This window comes from Microbacterium sufflavum, from assembly GCF_023101165.1.
In the GTDB taxonomy this organism is placed as follows: domain Bacteria; phylum Actinomycetota; class Actinomycetes; order Actinomycetales; family Microbacteriaceae; genus Microbacterium; species Microbacterium sufflavum.
Map to the genome: position 1 here is coordinate 2333807 of NZ_CP078076.1, position 19979 is coordinate 2353785.

The window sequence follows — 19979 nt, forward strand, 5'->3', positions numbered from 1 at the left end:
CACTCCGGTCGCGGGGTCGGTCGTCTTCTCTGGGGGCACACGTCGATCATGTCACGGCGGCTCCCTCGCTGGCTGAGGGCTGTCCACCGCTCGCGTCCCTCCGCCGGGAGGGGCGCGAGCGACGAACTATCCTGGAGGGATGGGTGCACTGTCTGATGCGAAGAAGGCCTACCGTCTGCTGCGACGGGCACTCGAGTCCCGCTCTGCCGTGCAGCGCGTGCGCCGTCGGCTCGCCGAACGGGAACCCTACCCGCCCGAGCACTTCCAGATCGCGGTGTACTTCGCCGACGGTGCGGTCAACATGTACCAGATGCGCCAGTGGTACCGACCCCTCGCGGAGCTCTCGAAGCGCTGGCCCGTCGTGGTGCTCTCGCGCCAGGCGACAGGAGCCGAGAAGCTGCTCGACGAAGATGCGCCTCCCGTCGCGTTCGTCCCGAAGGTGCGCGATCTGGAGCGTTTCATCGCGACGCAGGACATCCGCATCGTGCTGTACGTCAACCAGAACACCCGGAACTTCCAGATGTTCCGCTACGGTCGCCGCTGGCACGTGTTCATCAACCACGGCGAGTCCGACAAGATGTACATGACCACGAATCAATACAAGGCGTACGACTGGGCGTTCGTGGCAGGGCAGGCCGCCCGCGACCGGCTGTCGCGCACGCTGTGGGACTACGACGTGGACCGTCGCACGATCGAGATCGGCCGCCCGCAGGCCGACCACTACTCGGGCGTGCTGCCCTACGCACCCGACGACAGGATCGTGGTGCTCTACGCGCCGACGTGGGAGGGCGACCGGCCGAGCGCCCACTACGGGTCGATCGCCTCCCACGGCGAGGCGCTCGTGTCGGCGCTGCTCGCGAGCGGCCGTCATCGTGTGATCTACCGGCCCCATCCGCGCAGCGGTGTAGTGGACGAGGCCTACGGTGCCGCGCACCGCCGGATCCTCGCGGCGATCGCCGCCGCCAACGCGGCCGATCCAGCCGCGCAGCACGTGTACGACGACGGTCCCGAGCTGGGGTGGCAGCTCGCGGCGGCCGATGTCGCGGTGGTCGACATCTCCGCGATGGTCTACGACCGGCTCGCAGCCGGCAAGCCGCTGATGATCACCCGCCCCGTCGACCCGGAGGCCGCCGTCGACACCACCGGCTACCTCTCCGATTGCGAGTGGCTGACGGTCGAGGGTGCGACTGACATCGTCTCCGAGGTCGACCGGGTGCGGGCCGACGAGGCGGCCGTCGCGCGGCTGCGCATGTGGGTGCAGCACTACTTCGGCGACACCACCCCCGGAGTCGCGACCGCGAAGTTCCACGGGGCGATCGAACAGCTCATGCAGGAGTGGGATCGCTGGCGCGCCCACGAGGTGGGAACCGTGCGCGACGATCAGAACGACGACGACGAGGAAGCCGAGGACGAGGACGCATGAGCCTCGATCTGCCGCGCACCGCCGCAGTCGCCTCCCGACTCGTGGTCGTCGAGGCCACCGGCTCGACGAATGCCGACCTGCGCGCTTCCGCGGCCGATCAGCGGGCCTGGCCGCACCTGTCCGTGCTCGTCACGGAGGATCAGACGGCGGGGCGCGGACGCCTGGATCGCACCTGGGTCGCGCCGGCCGGTACCGCGCTCGCGGTCTCGGTGCTCCTCCGTGACCTTCCCCGTGATCCGGCTGTTCGCGGCTGGATCCCGCTCGCCGCCGGGCTCGCACTGGCCGATGCGGTCGCCGCACAGCTGCCCGCCTGCGAGGTCGCCGTGAAGTGGCCCAATGACGTGCTGGTCGACGGTGCGAAGATCTCCGGGATCCTGGCGGAGGCGACGGCCGACGCCGTGGTGGTCGGCGCAGGGGTGAACACGCGCATGTCGCGGGAGCAGCTGCCGGTGCCGACAGCCACCTCGTTCGCAGCGCAGGACGCCGCCGTCGACGAGGACCTGCTGCTCGTCACCTACCTCACGGGGCTCGACCAGTGGCTGACGGCGCTCGCCGCGGGGGAGGACGCCCTCACCAGTGGCCTGCACGCCGCGGTGACGGCGCGCTGTGCGACCGTCGGCCAGGCGGTGCGCGTCTCGTTGCCCGACGGCAGCTCGCTCGAAGGAACCGCCGGCGCCCTCGACCCGGACGGGCGGCTGCTCGTGGTCGCCGACGGCGCGACGCGCGCGGTCTCCGCGGGCGACGTGGTGCACGTGCGGCCCGCGTGACGCGGGGACACGCCGCCCGGCGACCGGCGTTGTCGGTCTCCCGGGGCACAATGGTGGGGTGACCCAGCCCGTGACGCTCGGCGGGCGGCCGCTGATGCCGCCGCCCGGGGCCCCCGCCGAAGAGCTGCTGATTGCGCGCTTCCGCAGCCACGCGCGACGCCTGTTCTGGTCCGCAGTGGTGCTCATCGCGACGTTCGGGCTCACTGCCTACCTGTACGACAACCTGCCGGCCGGGTTCGAGAACTGGATGCTGCTCGCCGCAGCCGGCGCCGTGGTCCTGCTCGCGGTCGTGGTCCCCTTCGTCGTCTGGTACTCGCGCGCCACCACCATCACGACGCGACGGGTGATCGCGCATCAGGGCATCGGTTCCCGGCAGCGCAGGGAGATGTCGCACGCGCGTGGGTACACGATCGGGGTGCGCCGCGGACCGCTCCAGCGCCTGTGGGGGTGCGGCACCGTGACGCTGTCCAACGGCGTCGACGCTCCGCTGCGGCTGCCGAACGTCCCGAACGTGACCCTGGTGCACGAGACGCTGGCGGACCAGATCGAGGTCGGGCAGATCCTCGCGCACCGCGACGCACAGGCCACCGCCGACGACACCGACGCCCTCTGACCCGCGGTCCCTCGCGCGCCCTCGAGTGCGGAAGAATGGGACCAACGAATGGAGGCGGCACATGGCGTTGCGCGTTGGCGTGATCGGCGGAGGACAGCTGGCACGGATGATGATCGCTCCGGCGGTCGAACTCGGGATCGACCTGCGGGTGCTCGCGGAGGACGAGGGCATGTCCGCCGGGCTCGCGGCCACGGCCGTCGGCGACTACCGCGACCTCGCGACGGTCCGCGCGTTCGCCGAGGGCGTCGACGTCATCACCTTCGATCACGAGCACGTGCCGCAGGACGTGCTGCGGGCCCTCGTCGCCGACGGCGTTGCGGTGCACCCGGGGCCCGATGCGCTCCAGTTCGCCCAGGACAAGCTCGCGATGCGTGCCCGTCTCGCCGACCTCGGGGTGCCGCAGCCCGAGTGGGCAGCGGTGCGGAGCGTCGCCGAGCTGCAGTCCTTCCTCGACGCCCAGGGTGGCGCGGCCGTGGTCAAGACCCCGCGGGGCGGCTACGACGGCAAGGGCGTGCGCGTCGTCCGCTCCGCCGACGACGCACGGGACTGGCTGGGCGCCCTCGGTGAGGGGGAGGCACTGCTCGCCGAGGAGCTCGTGCCGTTCGTCCGCGAGCTCGCCCAGCAGGTCGCCCGGCGCAGCGGGGGAGAGATGATCGCGTACCCCGTGGTCGAGACCGTCCAGCGCGATGGGGTGTGCGCCGAGGTCATCGCGCCCGCCCCGGCCGCCGGCGATCGGCTGGTCGAGGTGGCGGAGGGGATCGGACGCACCATCGCGGAGGGTCTCGGCGTCACCGGCATGCTCGCGGTCGAGCTGTTCGAGACCGACGACGAGCGCATCCTCGTCAACGAACTGGCCATGCGTCCGCACAACAGCGGGCACTGGAGCCAGGACGGCGCCGTGACCGGACAGTTCGAGCAGCACCTGCGCGCGGTCGCCGACCTGCCGCTGGGCAGCACCGCTCCTCGCGCGTCGTGGTCGGTGATGGTGAACATCCTCGGCGGCCCGATCGGTGCCACGCTCGACGAGCGGTTCGCGTCGGCGATGGCGGAGCACCCCGGCGCCAAGATCCACACGTACGGCAAGGCGCCGCGTCCGGGTCGCAAGGTCGGACACGTCAACGTCGCCGGGGAGGACCTGGACGACGCGGTGTACGTCGCTCGGGCGGCCGCCGCGCACTTCGCGTGACGCGAGGCGGACGGGACCTGGACGCAGCCGCGTGCCGCTGGGGTGTTCTCCCAGCGCGAGCCCGTAGCCTGTTCTGGTGACAGAGCCACTTCACTCCTCCGCTGCGCCCGTGGTCGGCGTCGTCATGGGGTCCGACTCCGACTGGCGCGTCATGAGTGACGCCTCGCAGGCCCTGACGGACTTCGGGATCCCGCACGAGGTCGAGGTGGTCTCGGCGCACCGCACCCCCGACAAGCTCATGTCGTATGCGCGGGAGGCCCGCGCGCGAGGGCTCCGCGTGATCATCGCGGGGGCCGGCGGAGCGGCTCACCTGCCCGGGATGCTCGCGTCGATGACGCCGCTGCCCGTGGTCGGTGTTCCCGTGCCGCTCGCGTACCTCGACGGCATGGACTCGTTGCTGTCGATCGTGCAGATGCCGGCGGGGATCCCCGTGGCGACCGTCTCGATCGGCGGGGCCCGCAACGCCGGCCTCCTGGCCGCCCGCATCCTCGGCGCCGCCGACGCGGAGCTCGCCGACCGGGTCGAGGCCTACGCCGCCGATCTCGAGTCGCAGGTCGCGGCGAAGAACGAACGGCTGAAGGACTCGCTGTGACCCTTGCGCCTCCGCGCGCACGACAGCGCCCGATCATCGAGACCCGGCCGCTGCGGCACCCGGACTCCACCGACCCCGGGATGATGTCGAAACGCGGGTGGTGGCTCATCGCGATGAACCTTCTTCTTCCGGGGTCCGCTCAGGTGCTGGCGGGCAACCGCCGTCTCGGTCGGTTCGGTCTCGGCGCCACGCTCACGGCCTGGCTGCTGGTGATCGTGACCGTCGGTCTCGCCCTGTTCGCCCGACCGGTCCTCCTGTGGCTCACGGTCGCCGGCGGGTTCTTCTCCGCCGTGGTGCTGACGATCGTCCAGGTGCTGCTGGTGGCGTACGTGGTGCTGTGGATCGTGCTGACCCTCGACACCCTGCGCCTCGTGCGGCTGGTCAAGGTCCCCAACCCCTCGCGGCTGGCGATCCCCGTGGTGGCGCTCGTGCTCCTCGGTCTGGTCGGCGGCGCCGCCGGCTACGCCGCGACATCGGTGGGATCCGTGCGGGGAACCGTCGGGGCGATCTTCGGGCAGAGTGGACCGAGCCTCCCGCCGAGCGACGGCTACTACAACATCCTCCTGCTCGGTGCGGACAGCGGGGACGGCCGCGACTCCATGCGTTTCGACAGCATCTCGGTCGTGTCGGTGAACGCCGAGACCGGTGCGGTCACGATCACGGGCATTCCGCGTGAGCTCCCGAATGCGCCGTTCAGCGACGGCAGTCCCATGCAGGCGCAGTACCCGAACGGATTCGAGGGGCACAGCTCGTCGACCTGCGGGTGGAACGGCTGGATGAACCACGTGCGTTACGCCGCAGAGGTGTGCCGGGACGACGGAGGAGCGGAGCTGTACCCGAAGGCGGTCGCCCAGGGCTCCGAGCCGGGCATCGAAGCGACGAAGGATGCCGCCGAGGGCGTCCTCGGGATCGAGATCCCGTACTACGTGTTCGTCGACATGCACGGCTTCGCCGACCTGGTCGACGCGCTGGGCGGGGTCGATATCAACGTCACCGAGCGTCTCCCGAAGGGCGGTCCGCCCGAGGGATGGACCGGGACGGACGTGAACGAGTGGGCGATCGGCTGGATCGAGCCGGGCCAGCAGCACATGGACGGCGACACGGCGCAGTGGTACGCCCGCTCGCGCTACACGACCAGCGACTGGGACCGCATGAAGCGGCAGCGGGAACTTCAGGAGGCGATCCTGGCTCAGTTCACGCCGCAGACCGTGCTGACGCGGTTCAACGAGGTCGCCGCGGCCGGCACGGCGTTGATCAGCACCGATCTGCCCCAGGACAAGCTTCCGGAGTTCTTCGATCTGATGCTCAAGGCGAAGGAGCAGCAGGTCACGACGATCGAGCTGACCCCGGATTCGGGCGTGGACGAGCACAACCCCGACTACGGGTACATCCACCAGATGATCCAGCAGGCGCTGCACCCGCCGACGTCGACCCCCACGCCCAGCCCCTGACGGAGGGGGCCCGCTCCGCGTGGGCATGGCGCAGCCCACGGGCGACGCTCCCGAGGGTCGTCGCCCGTGGGCGTCCGGTGCAGCACCGGATTCGCCAGACGACGGTGATCGGAGGGGGAGGGATCACCGTCGTCCAGCCGACCACCGCGCGAGGCGGCAGCCAGGCTCAGGCGCGCTTGCGGCGAACGATCCCGGTGGCGACGAGCGCCCCACCGGCGACCAGGGCGGCAGCTCCACCGCCGAGCACCCACGGCGAGACCGAGCCGCCGGTGAGCGCGAGCTCCATGCCGCCGCCGGTCAGGGGCAGCTCGGTACCCGCGGGTGCGACGGCAGGGTCGTGATCGCAGCTGGACGCGGCGTCGTGGCCGTGCGACACGGTGATCGTGGCGGTGTACGGACGCGAGCCCCCGAAGGCGACGGCGTAGGAGCCCTCACCGTCGGCCGGCGGGCGGAACGTCAGCGTCATGCTGCCGTCGGCGCCGGCGGTGTTGCCGGAGGTCGCGGCCTTGCCCGCGTTCTTGCCGGAAACGGAGACCGCCACGTTCTCGGACGGCAGGAAGTACCCGGGGCCGAAGACGATGGTGGAGACCTCGCACACGTCGATGATCGGGTCGCCGACCTTCACACCGGGAGGCGAGGGGTACGAATCGCTCGATGCGTCCGGAATCGTCGGCGCAGCGGTTGCGATGGTCGGCGCGACGAGTACCAGCGCGCCAGCGGTAAGGCTGATGGCAGCCAGTTTCTTCAGCATGATCTCTCCCCAGAAATGTCACGCGGAATCGCCTCCGGACACACCCCTGCGTCCGACTGCGTGAGGTCTCCTGCCCCCACGGCAGGTTCACAGACCCCAGTTATTCCCCAGTGAGATGACAGTACCCCATTCGAGGGAGATTGTCACGAACCGCAGCGGAGTGTGTCCTTGGTCAGCTCCGGCCCCGTGATCAGGGGGGTGTGCAGCACCTCGGTGAGCCGCTGACCGGCACCCGTGCCCTGGAACTCGACGGTGATGGTGGTCGACTCGCCGGGCGCCAGCTGCACCTCGTGCTGCACGACGGACCGGTCGCCGAGCATCGCCGTCTGCACGCCGTCGTCGTCCCCGTCCCTGTCCACATGGGACGGGGTGGCGCCCTCAGGGCCGTACACCGCGATGAGCGTGCGCACGGTGCCGGGCGGCACGCCGTAGAAGCCGTCGCCCGTCACGTACGGCGGCAGGGAGGTCGCCGCGTCGGCGGGTGCGGTGTTCGTCCAGGTGACGGTGATCTGCGTGGTCGGCTCTCCGTCGCAGCGCCCGACGGCGGTCGCGATCGTGGCGCGCGTGTAGTAGTCCATCTTCGCGCCGGTGCCGTCGTTGAAAAGCACGCCCACGTGACTCGTGTCGGCCGAGTCCGGGGGGATCGTGCCGCCGAGGGCGCTCGCGGCGAGCAGGGTCTCCTCGTCCTCGTGCGCGCTCCAGATGCGGATCCGACCCTCGCCCGCGGCATCGGCCAGCGCGCCGATCAGAGCCTGGGGATCGCCGCCCGACAGGGCTGCTCCGAACAGGCCGCCGGCTGCAAGAGCGAAGATGTCATCCTGTGCCACAGGGTCGGGGACGGCGGCGTAGATCTCCGACAGCAGAATGCTCGTGATCGTGTCGGACGTCGCCGTGAAGGGCCCGAACGTCAGGTCGCCCGTGACCTCCATCAGATGCTCGGCGACCAGGGCGTCCACGGCGATCACCCCGTCGACCTGGCCGCCGAAACGCCCGACCCACCGTGCCGCGATCGTCTCGCCGGCCTCGCGGAAGTCGGGGATGCTGGTGATGTTCTGCAGGAACCGTCCTGGGCGATCCTCGAACAGCGCCGTGGTGGACTCGCTCACCGGGAGGGGGACATCGAGGGCGGGGAAGTCGCGCGTGGATGCCTGGCTCTGCAGGGTCACCCGCCCGTTCTCGGCGTGCAGCAGGGCGATCGAGCCGATGATGCCGCCCGAGGAGCGCAGCTCGGCGTTGTTCTGCATCGCGAGCACGTACGTGCGCGGCCCGTCGCCGCCCAGCATCGTGGGCAGGAGCACGGCAGCGCCGTGCAGCGAGCCCACGACCGTCGCCGCCTGCGTGACGGATCCTCGCATCTGACGGATGGCATCGGCGAGAGGGGGCAGCGTCGCATCGGCGTCGATGCGCTTGGCTCGGTCGTCGGCGGAGGTGAGCGACGCCGCGGCGGCGGCCAGGGGCTCCTCGACCTGGGCGAACGGCGCGAGGTTGATCGCGCCGTCGGTGAAGCCCAGGCTCGACAGGTCGAGATCGGCGCCGACCTGCAGCAGGGGTCGCAGCGCCTCGGTCGATACGTCATCCGCGATCTCGGCGATCTCGCTGACCGCCTGGAAGTTCGGACCGACCCACGGCAGGACGCCGAACGCGTGCCAGATCGGATCGGAGGTGAGGTCATGGGCGGAGGCCGCGTTGCGGGCGATGGCATCGGAGATGGGCTCCGCGCCGTCGAGATCGCCCTCCGCGATCGCCTGCTTCAGCTGGGTCGCGCCCTTCGCGACCTGACGCAGATCGTCCACCGCGCCGATGCCGCGGACCGTGACCCAGCCGATGGCGATCACGAGCAGCGTCAGGAGGATGCCGATGGTCCATCCGATCCATCGGCGTCGGGCAGGAAGTCGGCCATCGCTCACTCGAGCATTCAAGCACGGTGGGTACGCGCGAGGCCATGGAGCGCGCACGTGAGGTCATGCGTTGCTGTGGGAACGCTGAAATTGCGGACCGGCGGGCGGTGCGCTCCACGGCTCCGCAGCATGCCGCGGTTAGCCTGAACCCATGGGTGCTCGGCTGCGTGTGGTTCTGGATCAACTGGTGCACGTCGTGGACCAGGACCAGGCCACGGCGGCACGTGAGCTGACGGCGGGGCTCGTCGCGACGGCCCCGTCCGGCTGCGCGGTCGACGCGATCGTACCGGCGGGCGCGCAGGTGGACGTCGCCGGGGTCGACGAGGTGCGCACTCTCGGTCTCGGTCGCCGGGAACTGGCGGCCTCGTGGCAGCTGGGCATCGCTCCGGGTGTGGGCGGCGGGATGATCCACGCGCCCACGCTGATGGCGCCGCTCGTGCGCCACGACAGGGTGCACGACCACGATCAGACCACCGTGACGGTGTGGGACCTGTGCGCCTGGGACGACCCGGGCGCCCTGTCGAAGTCGGCCGTGGCCTGGCAGCGCGGCATGCTCCGCCGTGCCGCGCGGCACGCGGACGCCGTGGTCGTGCCGACCCACGCCGTGGGGGAGCGTCTGGCCGAGATCGCCCGACTCGGCGACCGGATCCGCGTCATCGCCGGCGCACCGCCGCACGATTTCGCCGTGCCTGCCGACGCCGAGTCCCGGCGGGGCGCGCTGTCCCTGCCGTCGGAGTACATCGTCCTGACCGGATCGGCGGACACCCTCGCGGCGGGGTTCCGTGGAGCCGTCGCCGCCGGCGTCGATGCCGTGGTGCTCGACGCCCCGGAGGGCTCGGAGCCGCGGCTGGCCGAGGTCGCCTCCGCCGCAGGCCTGCCCGAACGGCGCGCGCACGTGCGCGGTGCGCTGTCGGCAGCGGACCGCGCTGCCGTGCTCTCGGGGGCGTCCGCCTATACGGCGACGAGGACGGTCGCGGGGTGGCCGTGGCGCGCCGTCGAGGCGCTCACCGTCGGGGTGCCCGTCGTGGCGAGCGATACCGGGTGCCACCGTGACGTGATCGCGGACGGCGGGATGTTCGCCGCGCCGGACGACCTGCCCGACGCGCTCGCCGATGCGGCGGGCAACGGTTCTGCGCGCTTGCGGGTGCTCGCATCGGACCGCTCGCGCGCGTTCTCCTGGGCGGGCGCGGCGGAGAGGGTGTGGAGCCTGCACGCCGACCTGTGAACGGCTGAGAAGACGCTGCACAATCGGGCGACACGCCGAATTCCCCTGGTGGAAACGTCGCAACAGTGGCATCATCCCGCAACTTCCGTCACACTGGTCACATGTCTCGACGTGCCCCACGCTCGCGAAACACCCTGAGGACCTCCCGACTCCTCACCTGTTTCCTCGCCGTCTCCGCCCTCCTCGTCGGCACCGTCGTGCCGGCCACCGCCGCGACGGCCGCCGCTTCCGCTTCCGCGCCCGTCGCCCGCGCGGTCGGCGCCCCCGCGGCGTCGGGGATCGCGAAGAGCACGCTCGCCGGCTTCACGCCCGGCAACATCATCAGCGACGCCGTCTTCACCAACAAGGACACGATGACGGAGGCGCAGATCCAGGCTTTCTTCAACGCGCGCGTCTCGCGGTGCCTCGGCGGCACCGACGAAGACGGTCGTCCCATCGTGTGCATCAAGGACTTCAAGATGACCACGGTCACTCGGGCCGCCGACCAGTACTGCGATGGATACACCGGTGCCGCGAACGAGAGTGCCGCGCGCATCATCTACCGTGCAGCGCAGTCGTGCGGGATTAACCCGCAGGTGCTCATCGTGATGCTCCAGAAGGAGCAGAGCCTGGTCAACCACACGTGGCCCAGCGCCTGGCGCTACGACATCGCGCTCGGACAGGGCTGCCCGGACGACGCGCCCTGCGACCCGCAGTACGTCGGCTTCTTCCACCAGATCTACGGCGCCGCCCGCCAGATGCAGATCTACATGGAGGGCAAGTGGTTCCAGTACTACGCGCCCGGCCGCACCTGGAACATCCTCTTCAACCCGAACCGCGCGTGCGGCTCCTCGCCGGTGTACATCGCCAACAAGGCGACCTCGGCCCTCTACTACTACACGCCGTATCAGCCGAACGCCGCGGCGCTGCGCGCCGGATACGGCGACGGCGACACCTGCTCGGCCTACGGCAACCGCAACTTCTACAACTACTTCACCGACTGGTTCGGCTCCACCCAGGCGCCCCAGGTGCCCTCGCTCGCCTCGGTCAGCTCCTCGTCGTACATGGTCGGCGTCGACAGTGCCGGCGTGCTGTGGGGATACCCGTTCGCGAAGAACGTGTGGGGCAACCGCAAGCAGCTCGCGAGCGGCCTGACCGGGGTCAGCGCGGCCATGGTGGTCGGCGATCTCGACGGCAGCGGCACGCGCGACCTCATCATCCGCCAGGGCAACGGCGTCTCGGTGATGCGCGGCAGCGGCGCCAGCTTCTCGGCACCGCAGTCGCTGAACCTGGACTGGAGCGGCGTGGTGCTCTCCACCGCCGCGGGCGACCTCGACGGCGACGGCATCCCCGACGTGCTCACCACCGCCAAGAACGGCGACCTCATGCTGTGGCGCGGCAACGACAAGGGCGGCCTCCTGCCTGCGATCCGCGTCGGCTGGGGGTGGGCAGGCATGAACATGCTCGTCGGCAACATCGACCTCAACGGCGACGGCAACCCCGACCTCATCGGCAGGGACGCCGCCGGTCGACTGTTCGCCTACTACGGAGACGGCGGCGGCGGCTGGACCGGCTCCCGTCAGCTCGGGCAGGGCTGGGGCGGCATGACCGCGATCTTCGTCCCGGGCGACTTCACGGGCGACGGCGTCAACGACGTGGCGGCGCGCACCGCGAACGGCGACCTCTACATGTACCCCGGCGACGGACGGGGAGCGATCACGTCGAGCGGCAAGATCGGCAACGGCTGGCAGATCCTGTCGGCGCTGACCGGTTCGGGCGACCTCGTCACCAAGCCGCGGGCCATGCCATCGGGCGTGGGCGACGTCGACCGTGACGGCGGACCCGACGTGCTCGGGCTCACGGCGCAGGGGAACCTCAACCTCTACCGCGGGAACGGCGCCGGTGCCTGGCGCGGCTCCCAGCAGATCGGCTCGGGGTGGACGGCGGGCGACCGACTGATCCCCATGGGCGACTTCAACGGCGACGGGTACCGCGACCTCGGTCGGGTGACCCCCGACGGACGGCTCTGGCTGATCCCCGGTGTCGCGGGCGGCTACGGGCAGCCCGTCGTGATCGGCAACGGCTGGCAGAACCACACGCTCCTCGTGGGCGGCATCGACTTCGACGGCGACCGCAACACCGACATGATCGCGCGCAACTCCGCCGGCCACCTCGTGTACTACCGCGGTGACGGCAGGGGCGGCTGGGCGAGCCAGGCCATCCAGATCGGCTACGGCTGGGGCGGCTTCGACATGGCCGTCAACGGCGGCGACTTCGACGGCGACGGTCGGGCGGACCTCATCATGCGCACGACCGACGCGCGCCTGTGGGTGTACCCGACCAACGGCACGGGCGGCTGGGGCACCCCGCGTCAGATCGGTGTCGGGTGGGGCGGCTTCAACGCCCTGTTCAGCCCCGGCGACTTCGACGGCGACGGCACCTCCGACCTCCTCGGGCGGCACACGAACGGCAACCTCTACCTGTTCCGCGGTGACGGCCGTGGCGGCTGGGGCGCGAGCGGCGTGATCGGGAACGGCTGGAACACGCTCACCGCCCTCGGCTGAGCGCGTGCCGTGAAGGCGTCCGGACGGGTGCCATAGGATACTGGAGTGCGCCGCGGCGACCGCCGCCGCAGCTGAATGAGTGGGGCCGTGACAGATACCCGAGATCTTTTCGCCGTCGTCCCGCGTTCCTCCTTCGACACCCCCGGCACGAGTCGCGGTCTGATCGATGTGGTGCGCTGGCGGTATCTGCTGTACCTGCTCGTGCGGACCGGCGTCACCACCCGCTACCGCAACTCGGTGCTCGGCTGGACCTGGTCGTACGTGCGACCCGGGGCGCAGTTCCTGGTGTTCTGGGTGGTCCTCGGACTGTTCCTCAGCCTGAACAGGAACATCGAGAGCTACCCCGTCTACCTGTTCTCGGGCATCGTCGTCATCAACCTCTTCTCCGAGGCGTTCAAGAACGCGACGACGTCGATCGTGAACAACGCCCCGCTCGTGCGGAAGGTGTTCCTGCCGCGGCAGCTCTTCGCCGTCTCCGCTGTGCTGGTGGCGTTCATCCACTTCCTCCCGCAGCTGGCTCTGCTGCTGATCGTGTGCCTCTTCCTCGGCTGGATCCCCGGGATCACCGTGATCTCGGTGCTCGCCGTGCTGGCGGGCATCGTCATCGTCACGCTGTTCGCGCTGGGGCTCGGCCTGTTCTTCGGCGCGATCAACGTGCGGTTCCGTGACGCGGAGAACATCGTCGAGCTGCTGCTCCTGCTCGCGACCTGGGCCTCGCCCGTGCTCTACGCGTGGACGATGGTGCAGGAGGCCGTCCGCACGCTCGGCTGGCCGGACTGGATCCTCGAGCTCTACATGCTCAACCCGATCACGCAGGGCGTCGAGCTGTTCCACTACGCCTTCTGGCGTCCGGTCACCGAGACGACCATGCCGCTGCCGCCCGGCCTCGGCTGGAACACGCTGTGGACGTTCCTGATCGCCCTGGGCACGCTGCTGATCGGGCAGCTCGTCTTCCGCCGACTTGAGGGAAGGTTCGCGCAGGACCTATGAGTACCGCCATCGCCCCCCGCCCGAGCATCGTCGTCGACGGTGTGCGGAAGAACTTCACGCTGAACCACGCGCTGTCGCTCAAGGACACCGTGGTCGCGTGGATCCGACGTCGCAAGACCTCCAGCACCTTCGAGGCGCTCAAGGGGCTCGACCTCGTCATCAACGAGGGGGAGTCGGTCGCGATCCTCGGGCTCAACGGCTCGGGCAAGTCCACTCTCCTCAAGCTCATCTCGGGGGTCATGGAACCCGACGCGGGCGAGGTGCTCACGCGCGGCAGGGTCGCGGGTCTCATCGAGGTCGGTGCCGGCTTCCACCCCGAGCTGTCCGGGCGCGAGAACGTGTTCCTCAACGCGGCGATCCTGGGCATGCAGCGCAAGGAGATCGAGGAGCGCTACGACGAGATCGTCGCGTTCAGCGAGATCGAGCAGTTCATCGACCAGGAGGTCAAGCACTACTCCTCCGGCATGTTCATGCGGCTCGCGTTCTCCGTGGCGATCCACGTCGAGCTGGACGTGCTGCTCGTCGACGAGATCCTGTCGGTCGGCGACGCGCCCTTCCGGGAGAAGTGCCGGCAGAAGTTCGGCGAGCTGATCGCGCAGAAGAAGACCCTCGTCGTCGTGAGCCACGACATGGAGATGGTGCGTGAGCTCTGCACCCGAGGCGTGGTGATCAACAAGGGCGAGGTCGTGTACGACGGCGAGATCGAGGGCGCGATCGCGTTGGTCGACGAATGATCGGCGACTGGGTCGCGCAGTCGGGGCTGATCGCCCTGACGCTCCTCGTCTTCTTCGTCCCCGGTCTTCTGCTGGGCGCCGCTCTCCGTCTGCGCGGGTTGACGCTCTGGGCGTCGGCGCCGAGCCTCTCGGTCGGCACGCTCGCGGTGCTGGCCATCGTCTTCCCGTTCCTCGGGGTGCACTGGGGTCTCGCTTCTGTCGGCATCGCGGTCGCGGTCGTCGCGGCGGTGGTGTTCGCGGTGTCGCTGCTGCTTCGTCGCGGTCGCAGCGTGGCCGACGTGCCACGACGGCAGCCGCGGCACCTCGCGCTCCTGGCCGTCGGCCTCATCGTCGGCGGCGGCCTCAACGCGGCGCGATTGATGGCGTACGTCGGCACCCCGACCGCGATCTCCCAGACGAACGACGCCGTCTTCCACCTGAACGCGCTGCGCTGGGCCGCCGAGTCCGGCACGGTCTCGTCGCTCGACCTCTCCGGGCTGCTGGGCGGATCCACCTTCTATCCCGCGGCCTGGCACGCCATGACCTCGCTGGTGGCTCTGGACATCGGCTCGATCCCGGTCGCGGCCAACATCGTCGCGCTGGTGATCGCCGCCGTGGTGTGGCCGCTGAGCGTGTCGCTGCTCGCCCACGTCGTCAGCCGCGGGGATGCACTGGTCACGGCGCTGGCGGCCGGGTTGTCGGCGGGCCTGATGGCGTTCCCGCAGCTCATGTTCGAGTGGGGTGTCCTGTACCCCTACGCCCTCTCGCTCGCCGTCGTCCCCGCCGCGGTCGCCCTCACGATCGTCGCGGTGCGGTCGTGGCGGGGCGCACGGCGCGGTGAACGCCTTATGGCCGCTGCGGGTCCGGGCGTCGCCGCGCTCCTGGCGGTGACGGCGGCCACGCTGTCGCAGCCGTCGTCCGTGCTCACGTGGGGTGCGCTGGTCATGCTGTGGTTCTCCGGGAGCCTGCTGCTCGGCATCCGCCGCCCCGGCGCGCGCCCTGTGCTGCGGTGGAGCGTGATCGTGATCGGCTGGGCCGCGGTGGGCGTCGTGTGGCTCGTCCTGGCCTACCTCGCCGGACCGGTGCTGTGGCGGTCGTACCGCGGCGTGTTCGGCGCGATCGCCGACGTGCTGGTGAACAGCCACTCGCTGCTGCCCGCGGCGTGGGGGATGAGCGTGCTGCTGCTGGCCGGATTGATCGCCGCCGTGCGCGACCGGCGACTGCGGTGGCTGGCGGTGGGATGGGCCGGGTTCTCGCTGCTCTACATCGTGAGCGTCGGCACCGACCTTCCCTTCATCAAGAGGGCCCTCACCGGTCCCTGGTACGGCGACTCCTTCCGGCTCGCGGCGATGGTGCCGATCGTCGTCGTCCCCCTCGCCGCCTTCGGCCTCGCCATGATCGTGCGGATGGTGTCCGCCGCGGTCCCGAGGCTCACGGGAGCGCGTCGCGACGCGGTCGCGCTGGTCTCGCTGGTGGTCGTCGCCGTGGTCGGGATCGTCAACGTCGCGCTCTCCCCGGTGGTGCTGCTGCGCGTCGCGGACGAGACGGACGAGCAGTCCCGCTACGCGATGAACGCCGACAGCTACCTCTCCGACGACGAGTACCGCCTGCTCACCGAGCTTCCCGACCTCGTGTCGCGGGATTCGCTGATCATCGCGAACCCCTCCACGGGAGCCGGCTTCGCCTACGTGCTCGGGGAGCGCGACATCGTCCCCCGCACGTGGGCGCCGCCGCAGTCCGCCGCGTGGGACGTGATCGCCGCGCACCTGCGTGACGCTGCGGAGGACCCCGCGGTGTGCGAGGCCCTCGCCGCCTACGGCGACCCGGAGTACGTACTCGACTTCGGCATCGGCGGCACCGGTCCCGGCGAGTACCTCATGCCCGGCATGACCGACTTCGAGGACCGGCCGGGATTCGAGGAGGTCGCCTCGGAGGGTGACGCGAGCCTCTGGCGGATCACCGCCTGCGGCTAATCCTCGGGCTGGCCGTCGTCCGGGGCGGCACGACGCGCGCGATCCTGCGGGTCCTGCGACGCCTGCAGCAGCGCGAGCTTGCGCGCGAGCAGGGTGAGGCTGCGCTGCTGCGCGGCGTTCTTCCTCGACTGCGTGTAGACGAAGACCATGAAGATGACCACCAGCGCGTACAGCAGCAGGTCGGTACCGCGCCCGACGCCCACGAGGTTCGCGACCCAGGTGAGCCACTGCGGGAACAGGATCGACACGATCGCCACGAGCACGAAGCCGCCGTACAGGAGACGGCGGATCGCCAGGTGGCTGTCCGCACCGGTCCGGCGCATGAACACGGCGCCGATGGCGATGACGGCCGCGATGAGAAGGATCTGGATCCACATGGCGTTCACCGCACGATCAGGTCGACGAGGATGTTGACGGAGTTGAGCACCGATTGGCCCTTCGATTTGGAGTAGTCGGTGTAGAGGAGCTCGACCGGGTGCTCGATCCACGGCAGCCCCGTGTCGCCGAGCTGCAGCACGATCTCGGTGGCGTGCGCCATCCGGTCCTGCTTGAGCTGCAGGCGCGCGGCGGCGTCGGCGCGGATGACGCGAAGGCCGTTGTGCGCGTCGGTGAGCTTGACGCTCGTGGTCATGTTGGTCACCCACACCGCGGTCTTCAGGATCACGCGCTTCATCCAGCCCGGGTTCGTCCGGTCGTCGAGGAAGCGCGAGCCGAACACGATCGCCGCGCCGCTGGCACGCGCCGCGGCGACCATCGCCACCGCGTCGTCGATGCGGTGCTGGCCGTCGGCATCGAAGGTCACGATGTACTCGCAGCCCGGCTGGGACAGGGCGTACTCGATGCCCGTCTGCAGGGCCGCACCCTGACCGAGGTTGATCGGGTGCTCGACGATGTGGGCTCCGGCGCGTCGTGCCACCTCCAGGGAGCCGTCGGTGGAGCCGTCGTCGATGCACACGATGTTCGGGAAGTGGGGGAGGACCCCCGCGATGACGCCGGCGATGACGCTTGCTTCGTTGTACAGCGGTACGACAACCCAGGTATGCGGGTCGGGAGTGGCTGGGTTGGTCACACCCCTATCCTCTCAGGAAACGCCTGTGCGAGCAGATAGGATGACCGAGTCCCCTTCCCGAGCCGCGAGGAGAATCCCGCATGCCCTCACCGACCGACGTCCGGATCGTCGATTCGGCCGATGTGTCCCCCGAGGCGAAGATCGGAGCAGGGAGCTCGATCTGGCATCTGGCCCAGGTGAGGGAAGACGCGCAGCTCGGTGAGAACTGCATCGTCGGCCGCGGCGCCTACATCGGCACCGGTGTCGTCATGGGCGACAACTGCAAGGTGCAGAACTACGCGCTCGTGTACGAGCCCGCTCGACTCGGCGACGGCGTGTTCATCGGACCGGCCGTCGTGCTCACGAACGACACGTACCCGCGGGCGATCAACGCCGACGGCACGCAGAAGAGCGCGCACGACTGGGAGCCCGTCGGCGTCACGATCGAGCGTGGCGCCTCGATCGGTGCCAGGGCGACCTGCGTCGCGCCCGTGACCATCGGCGCCTGGGCGACGGTGGCGGCCGGGGCCGTCGTGGTGAAGGACGTCCCCTCCTATGCGCTCGTGGCCGGGGTGCCGGCGCGCCGCATCGGCTGGGTGGGCGAAGCGGGCGTTCCCCTCACGCGCGCCGACGACGACAAGACCTGGGTGTGCCCCGCGACCGGCGGACGGTACACCGAGACAGACGGAACACTGACCAAGGAGACCGTGTGAGCGAGTTCATTCCCCCCGCCAAGCCGATCATCGGCGACGAAGAGCGCGAGGCCGTCGATCGGGTGCTGCGCAGCGGCATGGTCGCGCAGGGCCCCGAGGTCGCCGCGTTCGAGCAGGAGTTCTCGGCGCACTTCGTGCCGGGGCGGCCCTCCGTGGCCGTGAACTCCGGCACCGCCGGTCTGCACCTGGGTCTGCTCGCCGCGGGCGTCGGTCCCGGCGACGAGGTCATCGTGCCGTCGTTCACGTTCGCGGCGACGGGCAACTCCGTGGCCCTCACCGGCGGCACCCCGGTGTTCGTCGACATCGAGCCGGAGACCTTCACGCTCGACCCCGAGGCCGTCGCGGCCGCGATCACGCCCAAGACCAAGGGCATCCTCCCGGTGCACCTGTACGGTCACCCCGCCCGCATGCGCGAGCTGGAGGCCCTGGCCGCCGAGCGCGGCGTGGCCCTGTACGAGGACGCCGCGCAGGCGCACGGCGCCTCGCTCGACGGCCGCCCGGTCGGCTCGTTCGGCGACTTCGCGATGTTCAGCCTCTACCCGACCAAGAACATGACCAGCGGCGAAGGCGGCATGGTCACCACGGCCACGGACGAGATCGCCCGTCAGGTCAAGCTCCTGCGCAACCAGGGCATGGAGCGGCAGTACGAGAACGAGATCATCGGCTTCAACGCCCGCATGACCGACATCCACGCCGCGATCGGCCGGGTGCAGCTGCACAAGGTCGACGCCTGGACGAAGACCCGTCAGCAGAACGCGGCCTTCCTGGACGCGAACCTGCGCGGCGTGGTCGTGCCCCCGGTCGCCGACGGTGCCGTGCACGTGTACCACCAGTACACGGTCCGGGTGCCGGAGGACCGCGACGGCTTCGTGGCGGCGCTCAAGAACGAGCACAACGTCGGCGCCGGCGTGTACTACCCGATCCCGAACCACCGGCTGCCCTCGCTCACGCGCTTCGCCCCGGGCCTCGACCTCCCCGAGACCGAGCGTGCCGCCCGCGAGGTCGCCTCGCTGCCGGTGCACCCGTCGCTCAGCCAGGACGACCTCGAGCGCATCGTCACCGCGGTGAACGCCGTCGCGGGGGCAGGCGCCTGATGGTGGCGAATCTGCGCGCCGGACTGCTCGGCGTCGGGATGATGGGCCGCAACCACGCCCGCGTGCTGCGTGACGTGGAGGGCATCGACCTTGTCGCGATCGCCGACCCGGGCGGTGACCCGCACAAGGTCGCGGGCGAGCTCGAGATCCTCCCCGACATCGAGGCGCTCATCGCCGCCGGTATCGACATCGCCGTGGTCGCCGTGCCGACCGCGTTCCACGAGGACGCGGCGCTCAAGCTGGCCGACGCCGGGGTGCACACCCTCGTCGAGAAGCCGATCGCGCACTCGCTCGAGGCGGGGCGCCGGATGACGGACGCCTTCGCCGCCCGGGGCCTGGTCGGAGCCGTCGGCCACGTCGAGCGCTTCAACCCCGCGCTGCAGGAGATGCGACGCCGCCTGGAGGCGGGGGAGCTCGGTGACGTGTACCAGATCGCGACCCGCCGCCAGAGCACGTTCCCCGCCCGCATCGCCGACGTGGGCGTGGCGAAGGACCTCGCGTCCCACGACATCGACCTCACGAGCTGGGTCGCGCAGAGCGAGTACACCACGGTGTTCGCGCAGACCGCGCACAAGAGCGGACGCGACTACGAGGACATGATCACGGTCACCGGCCGGCTGGCCAACGGCGTGATCGTCAACCACCTCGTCAACTGGCTCTCGCCCATGAAGGAGCGCATCACGGTCGTCACCGGCGACCGCGGCACCTTCATCGCCGACACCGCGACCGGCGACCTGACGTTCTACGCCAACGGCACCATCCCGCTCGAGTGGGAGTCGATGCTCGCGTTCCGCGGCGTGTCCGAGGGCGACATCACCCGGTTCTCCTTCGCCAAGCGCGAGCCGCTGCGGGTCGAGCACGAAGCCTTCCGCGACGCCGTCCTCGGCAAGCCGAACGACGTCGTCACGATGGAGCAGGGCCTGCGCACGCTCGAGGTCGTCGAGGGCGCTCTCTCCTCCGCCGCCAACGGCGCATCCGTCGCCCTCTGAACGCGAGAAC

The 19979-nt window shown here is 70.3% G+C and carries 18 protein-coding genes; 14 read left to right on the forward strand and 4 right to left on the reverse strand.

Annotation, left to right across the window (positions count from 1 at the left end; translation table 11 throughout):
- The first annotated feature begins 139 nt into the window (after nt 1-139).
- The 6 genes from KV394_RS11325 (at nt 140) to KV394_RS11350 (ending at nt 6032) form a co-directional block, all read left to right on the forward strand.
- On the forward strand, nt 140-1423 hold the full coding sequence (locus KV394_RS11325) for a CDP-glycerol glycerophosphotransferase family protein (protein ID WP_136035935.1): 1284 nt from the start codon (nt 140-142) through the stop codon (nt 1421-1423).
- Nucleotides 1420-2190: a biotin--[acetyl-CoA-carboxylase] ligase gene (locus KV394_RS11330; protein ID WP_241115289.1), complete on the forward strand. Its 771-nt coding sequence runs from the start codon at nt 1420-1422 to the stop codon at nt 2188-2190. Before KV394_RS11325 ends, KV394_RS11330 begins: the two co-directional genes overlap by 4 nt.
- A 58-nt stretch (nt 2191-2248) precedes the next feature.
- Nucleotides 2249-2803, forward strand: coding sequence for a PH domain-containing protein (locus KV394_RS11335; protein WP_247981482.1), 555 nt, complete (start codon nt 2249-2251; stop codon nt 2801-2803).
- A gap of 61 nt (nt 2804-2864) precedes the next feature.
- Nucleotides 2865-3989 carry a 5-(carboxyamino)imidazole ribonucleotide synthase gene (locus tag KV394_RS11340; RefSeq protein ID WP_247981483.1) on the forward strand — a complete coding sequence of 375 codons (1125 nt, stop codon included), beginning with the start codon at nt 2865-2867 and terminating at the stop codon, nt 3987-3989.
- A 124-nt stretch (nt 3990-4113) separates the two neighbouring features.
- Nucleotides 4114-4581 carry a 5-(carboxyamino)imidazole ribonucleotide mutase gene (purE, locus tag KV394_RS11345; protein ID WP_136029996.1) on the forward strand — a complete coding sequence of 156 codons (468 nt, stop codon included), beginning with the start codon at nt 4114-4116 and terminating at the stop codon, nt 4579-4581.
- Entirely contained in the window at nt 4578-6032 is a 1455-nt protein-coding gene (locus KV394_RS11350) for an LCP family protein (protein WP_136029939.1), read from the forward strand. The genes purE and KV394_RS11350 overlap by 4 nt, the downstream gene beginning before the upstream one ends.
- A 166-nt stretch (nt 6033-6198) precedes the next feature.
- Here the strand turns inward: KV394_RS11350 and KV394_RS11355 are convergent, their stop codons facing one another.
- Entirely contained in the window at nt 6199-6783 is a 585-nt protein-coding gene (locus KV394_RS11355; protein ID WP_136029937.1) for a hypothetical protein, read from the reverse strand.
- Nucleotides 6784-6926: 143 nt separating this feature from the next.
- Nucleotides 6927-8690, reverse strand: coding sequence for a DUF4012 domain-containing protein (locus KV394_RS11360; protein ID WP_247981484.1), 1764 nt, complete (start codon nt 8688-8690; stop codon nt 6927-6929).
- Nucleotides 8691-8832: 142 nt separating this feature from the next.
- Between KV394_RS11360 and KV394_RS11365 the strand changes: the two genes are divergently transcribed.
- The 5 genes from KV394_RS11365 (at nt 8833) to KV394_RS11385 (ending at nt 16125) form a co-directional block, all read left to right on the forward strand.
- Entirely contained in the window at nt 8833-9906 is a 1074-nt protein-coding gene (locus KV394_RS11365) for a glycosyltransferase (protein WP_247981485.1), read from the forward strand.
- 101 nt (nt 9907-10007) lie between these two features.
- Nucleotides 10008-12449: an FG-GAP repeat domain-containing protein gene (locus KV394_RS11370; RefSeq protein ID WP_136029931.1), complete on the forward strand. Its 2442-nt coding sequence runs from the start codon at nt 10008-10010 to the stop codon at nt 12447-12449.
- A gap of 87 nt (nt 12450-12536) precedes the next feature.
- A complete protein-coding gene (locus tag KV394_RS11375; protein WP_247981486.1) occupies nt 12537-13439 on the forward strand; it encodes an ABC transporter permease in 903 nt (300 codons plus the stop codon).
- Entirely contained in the window at nt 13436-14173 is a 738-nt protein-coding gene (locus KV394_RS11380; RefSeq protein ID WP_136029927.1) for an ABC transporter ATP-binding protein, read from the forward strand. Before KV394_RS11375 ends, KV394_RS11380 begins: the two co-directional genes overlap by 4 nt.
- Entirely contained in the window at nt 14170-16125 is a 1956-nt protein-coding gene (locus KV394_RS11385; protein WP_247981487.1) for a DUF6541 family protein, read from the forward strand. Before KV394_RS11380 ends, KV394_RS11385 begins: the two co-directional genes overlap by 4 nt.
- On the opposite strand, the gene KV394_RS11390 is transcribed toward KV394_RS11385, so the two are convergent.
- Nucleotides 16122-16502, reverse strand: a complete 381-nt coding sequence (locus KV394_RS11390) for a DUF2304 domain-containing protein (protein WP_247981488.1) — start codon at nt 16500-16502, stop codon at nt 16122-16124. The genes KV394_RS11385 and KV394_RS11390 overlap by 4 nt on opposite strands.
- 5 nt (nt 16503-16507) lie before the next feature.
- Nucleotides 16508-17194: a glycosyltransferase family 2 protein gene (locus KV394_RS11395; RefSeq protein ID WP_136029921.1), complete on the reverse strand. Its 687-nt coding sequence runs from the start codon at nt 17192-17194 to the stop codon at nt 16508-16510.
- An 80-nt stretch (nt 17195-17274) separates the two neighbouring features.
- On the opposite strand from KV394_RS11395, the gene KV394_RS11400 reads away from it, so the two are divergent.
- From KV394_RS11400 to KV394_RS11410, 3 genes are read left to right on the forward strand one after another with little or no spacing between them, the layout of a single operon-like run.
- Nucleotides 17275-17886, forward strand: coding sequence for an acyltransferase (locus KV394_RS11400; protein WP_136029919.1), 612 nt, complete (start codon nt 17275-17277; stop codon nt 17884-17886).
- Nucleotides 17883-18980: a DegT/DnrJ/EryC1/StrS family aminotransferase gene (locus KV394_RS11405; RefSeq protein WP_136029917.1), complete on the forward strand. Its 1098-nt coding sequence runs from the start codon at nt 17883-17885 to the stop codon at nt 18978-18980. The genes KV394_RS11400 and KV394_RS11405 overlap by 4 nt, the downstream gene beginning before the upstream one ends.
- Before the next feature lie 2 nt (nt 18981-18982).
- Nucleotides 18983-19969: a Gfo/Idh/MocA family protein gene (locus KV394_RS11410; RefSeq protein WP_247982866.1), complete on the forward strand. Its 987-nt coding sequence runs from the start codon at nt 18983-18985 to the stop codon at nt 19967-19969.
- Nucleotides 19970-19979: the final 10 nt, after the last annotated feature.

What these genes read in the sequence shown, in the direction of transcription:
- KV394_RS11390 (WP_247981488.1), bottom strand. Translation starts at nt 16,502, where the DNA reads ATGTGGATCCAGATCCTTCTCATCGCGGCCGTCATCGCCATCGGCGCC.
- KV394_RS11325 (WP_136035935.1), top strand. Translation starts at nt 140, where the DNA reads ATGGGTGCACTGTCTGATGCGAAGAAGGCCTACCGTCTGCTGCGACGG.
- KV394_RS11340 (WP_247981483.1), top strand. Translation starts at nt 2,865, where the DNA reads ATGGCGTTGCGCGTTGGCGTGATCGGCGGAGGACAGCTGGCACGGATG.
- KV394_RS11330 (WP_241115289.1), top strand. Translation starts at nt 1,420, where the DNA reads ATGAGCCTCGATCTGCCGCGCACCGCCGCAGTCGCCTCCCGACTCGTG.
- purE (WP_136029996.1), top strand. Translation starts at nt 4,114, where the DNA reads ATGGGGTCCGACTCCGACTGGCGCGTCATGAGTGACGCCTCGCAGGCC.
- KV394_RS11385 (WP_247981487.1), top strand. Translation starts at nt 14,170, where the DNA reads ATGATCGGCGACTGGGTCGCGCAGTCGGGGCTGATCGCCCTGACGCTC.
- KV394_RS11370 (WP_136029931.1), top strand. Translation starts at nt 10,008, where the DNA reads ATGTCTCGACGTGCCCCACGCTCGCGAAACACCCTGAGGACCTCCCGA.
- KV394_RS11380 (WP_136029927.1), top strand. Translation starts at nt 13,436, where the DNA reads ATGAGTACCGCCATCGCCCCCCGCCCGAGCATCGTCGTCGACGGTGTG.
- KV394_RS11400 (WP_136029919.1), top strand. Translation starts at nt 17,275, where the DNA reads ATGCCCTCACCGACCGACGTCCGGATCGTCGATTCGGCCGATGTGTCC.
- KV394_RS11355 (WP_136029937.1), bottom strand. Translation starts at nt 6,783, where the DNA reads ATGCTGAAGAAACTGGCTGCCATCAGCCTTACCGCTGGCGCGCTGGTA.
- KV394_RS11365 (WP_247981485.1), top strand. Translation starts at nt 8,833, where the DNA reads ATGGGTGCTCGGCTGCGTGTGGTTCTGGATCAACTGGTGCACGTCGTG.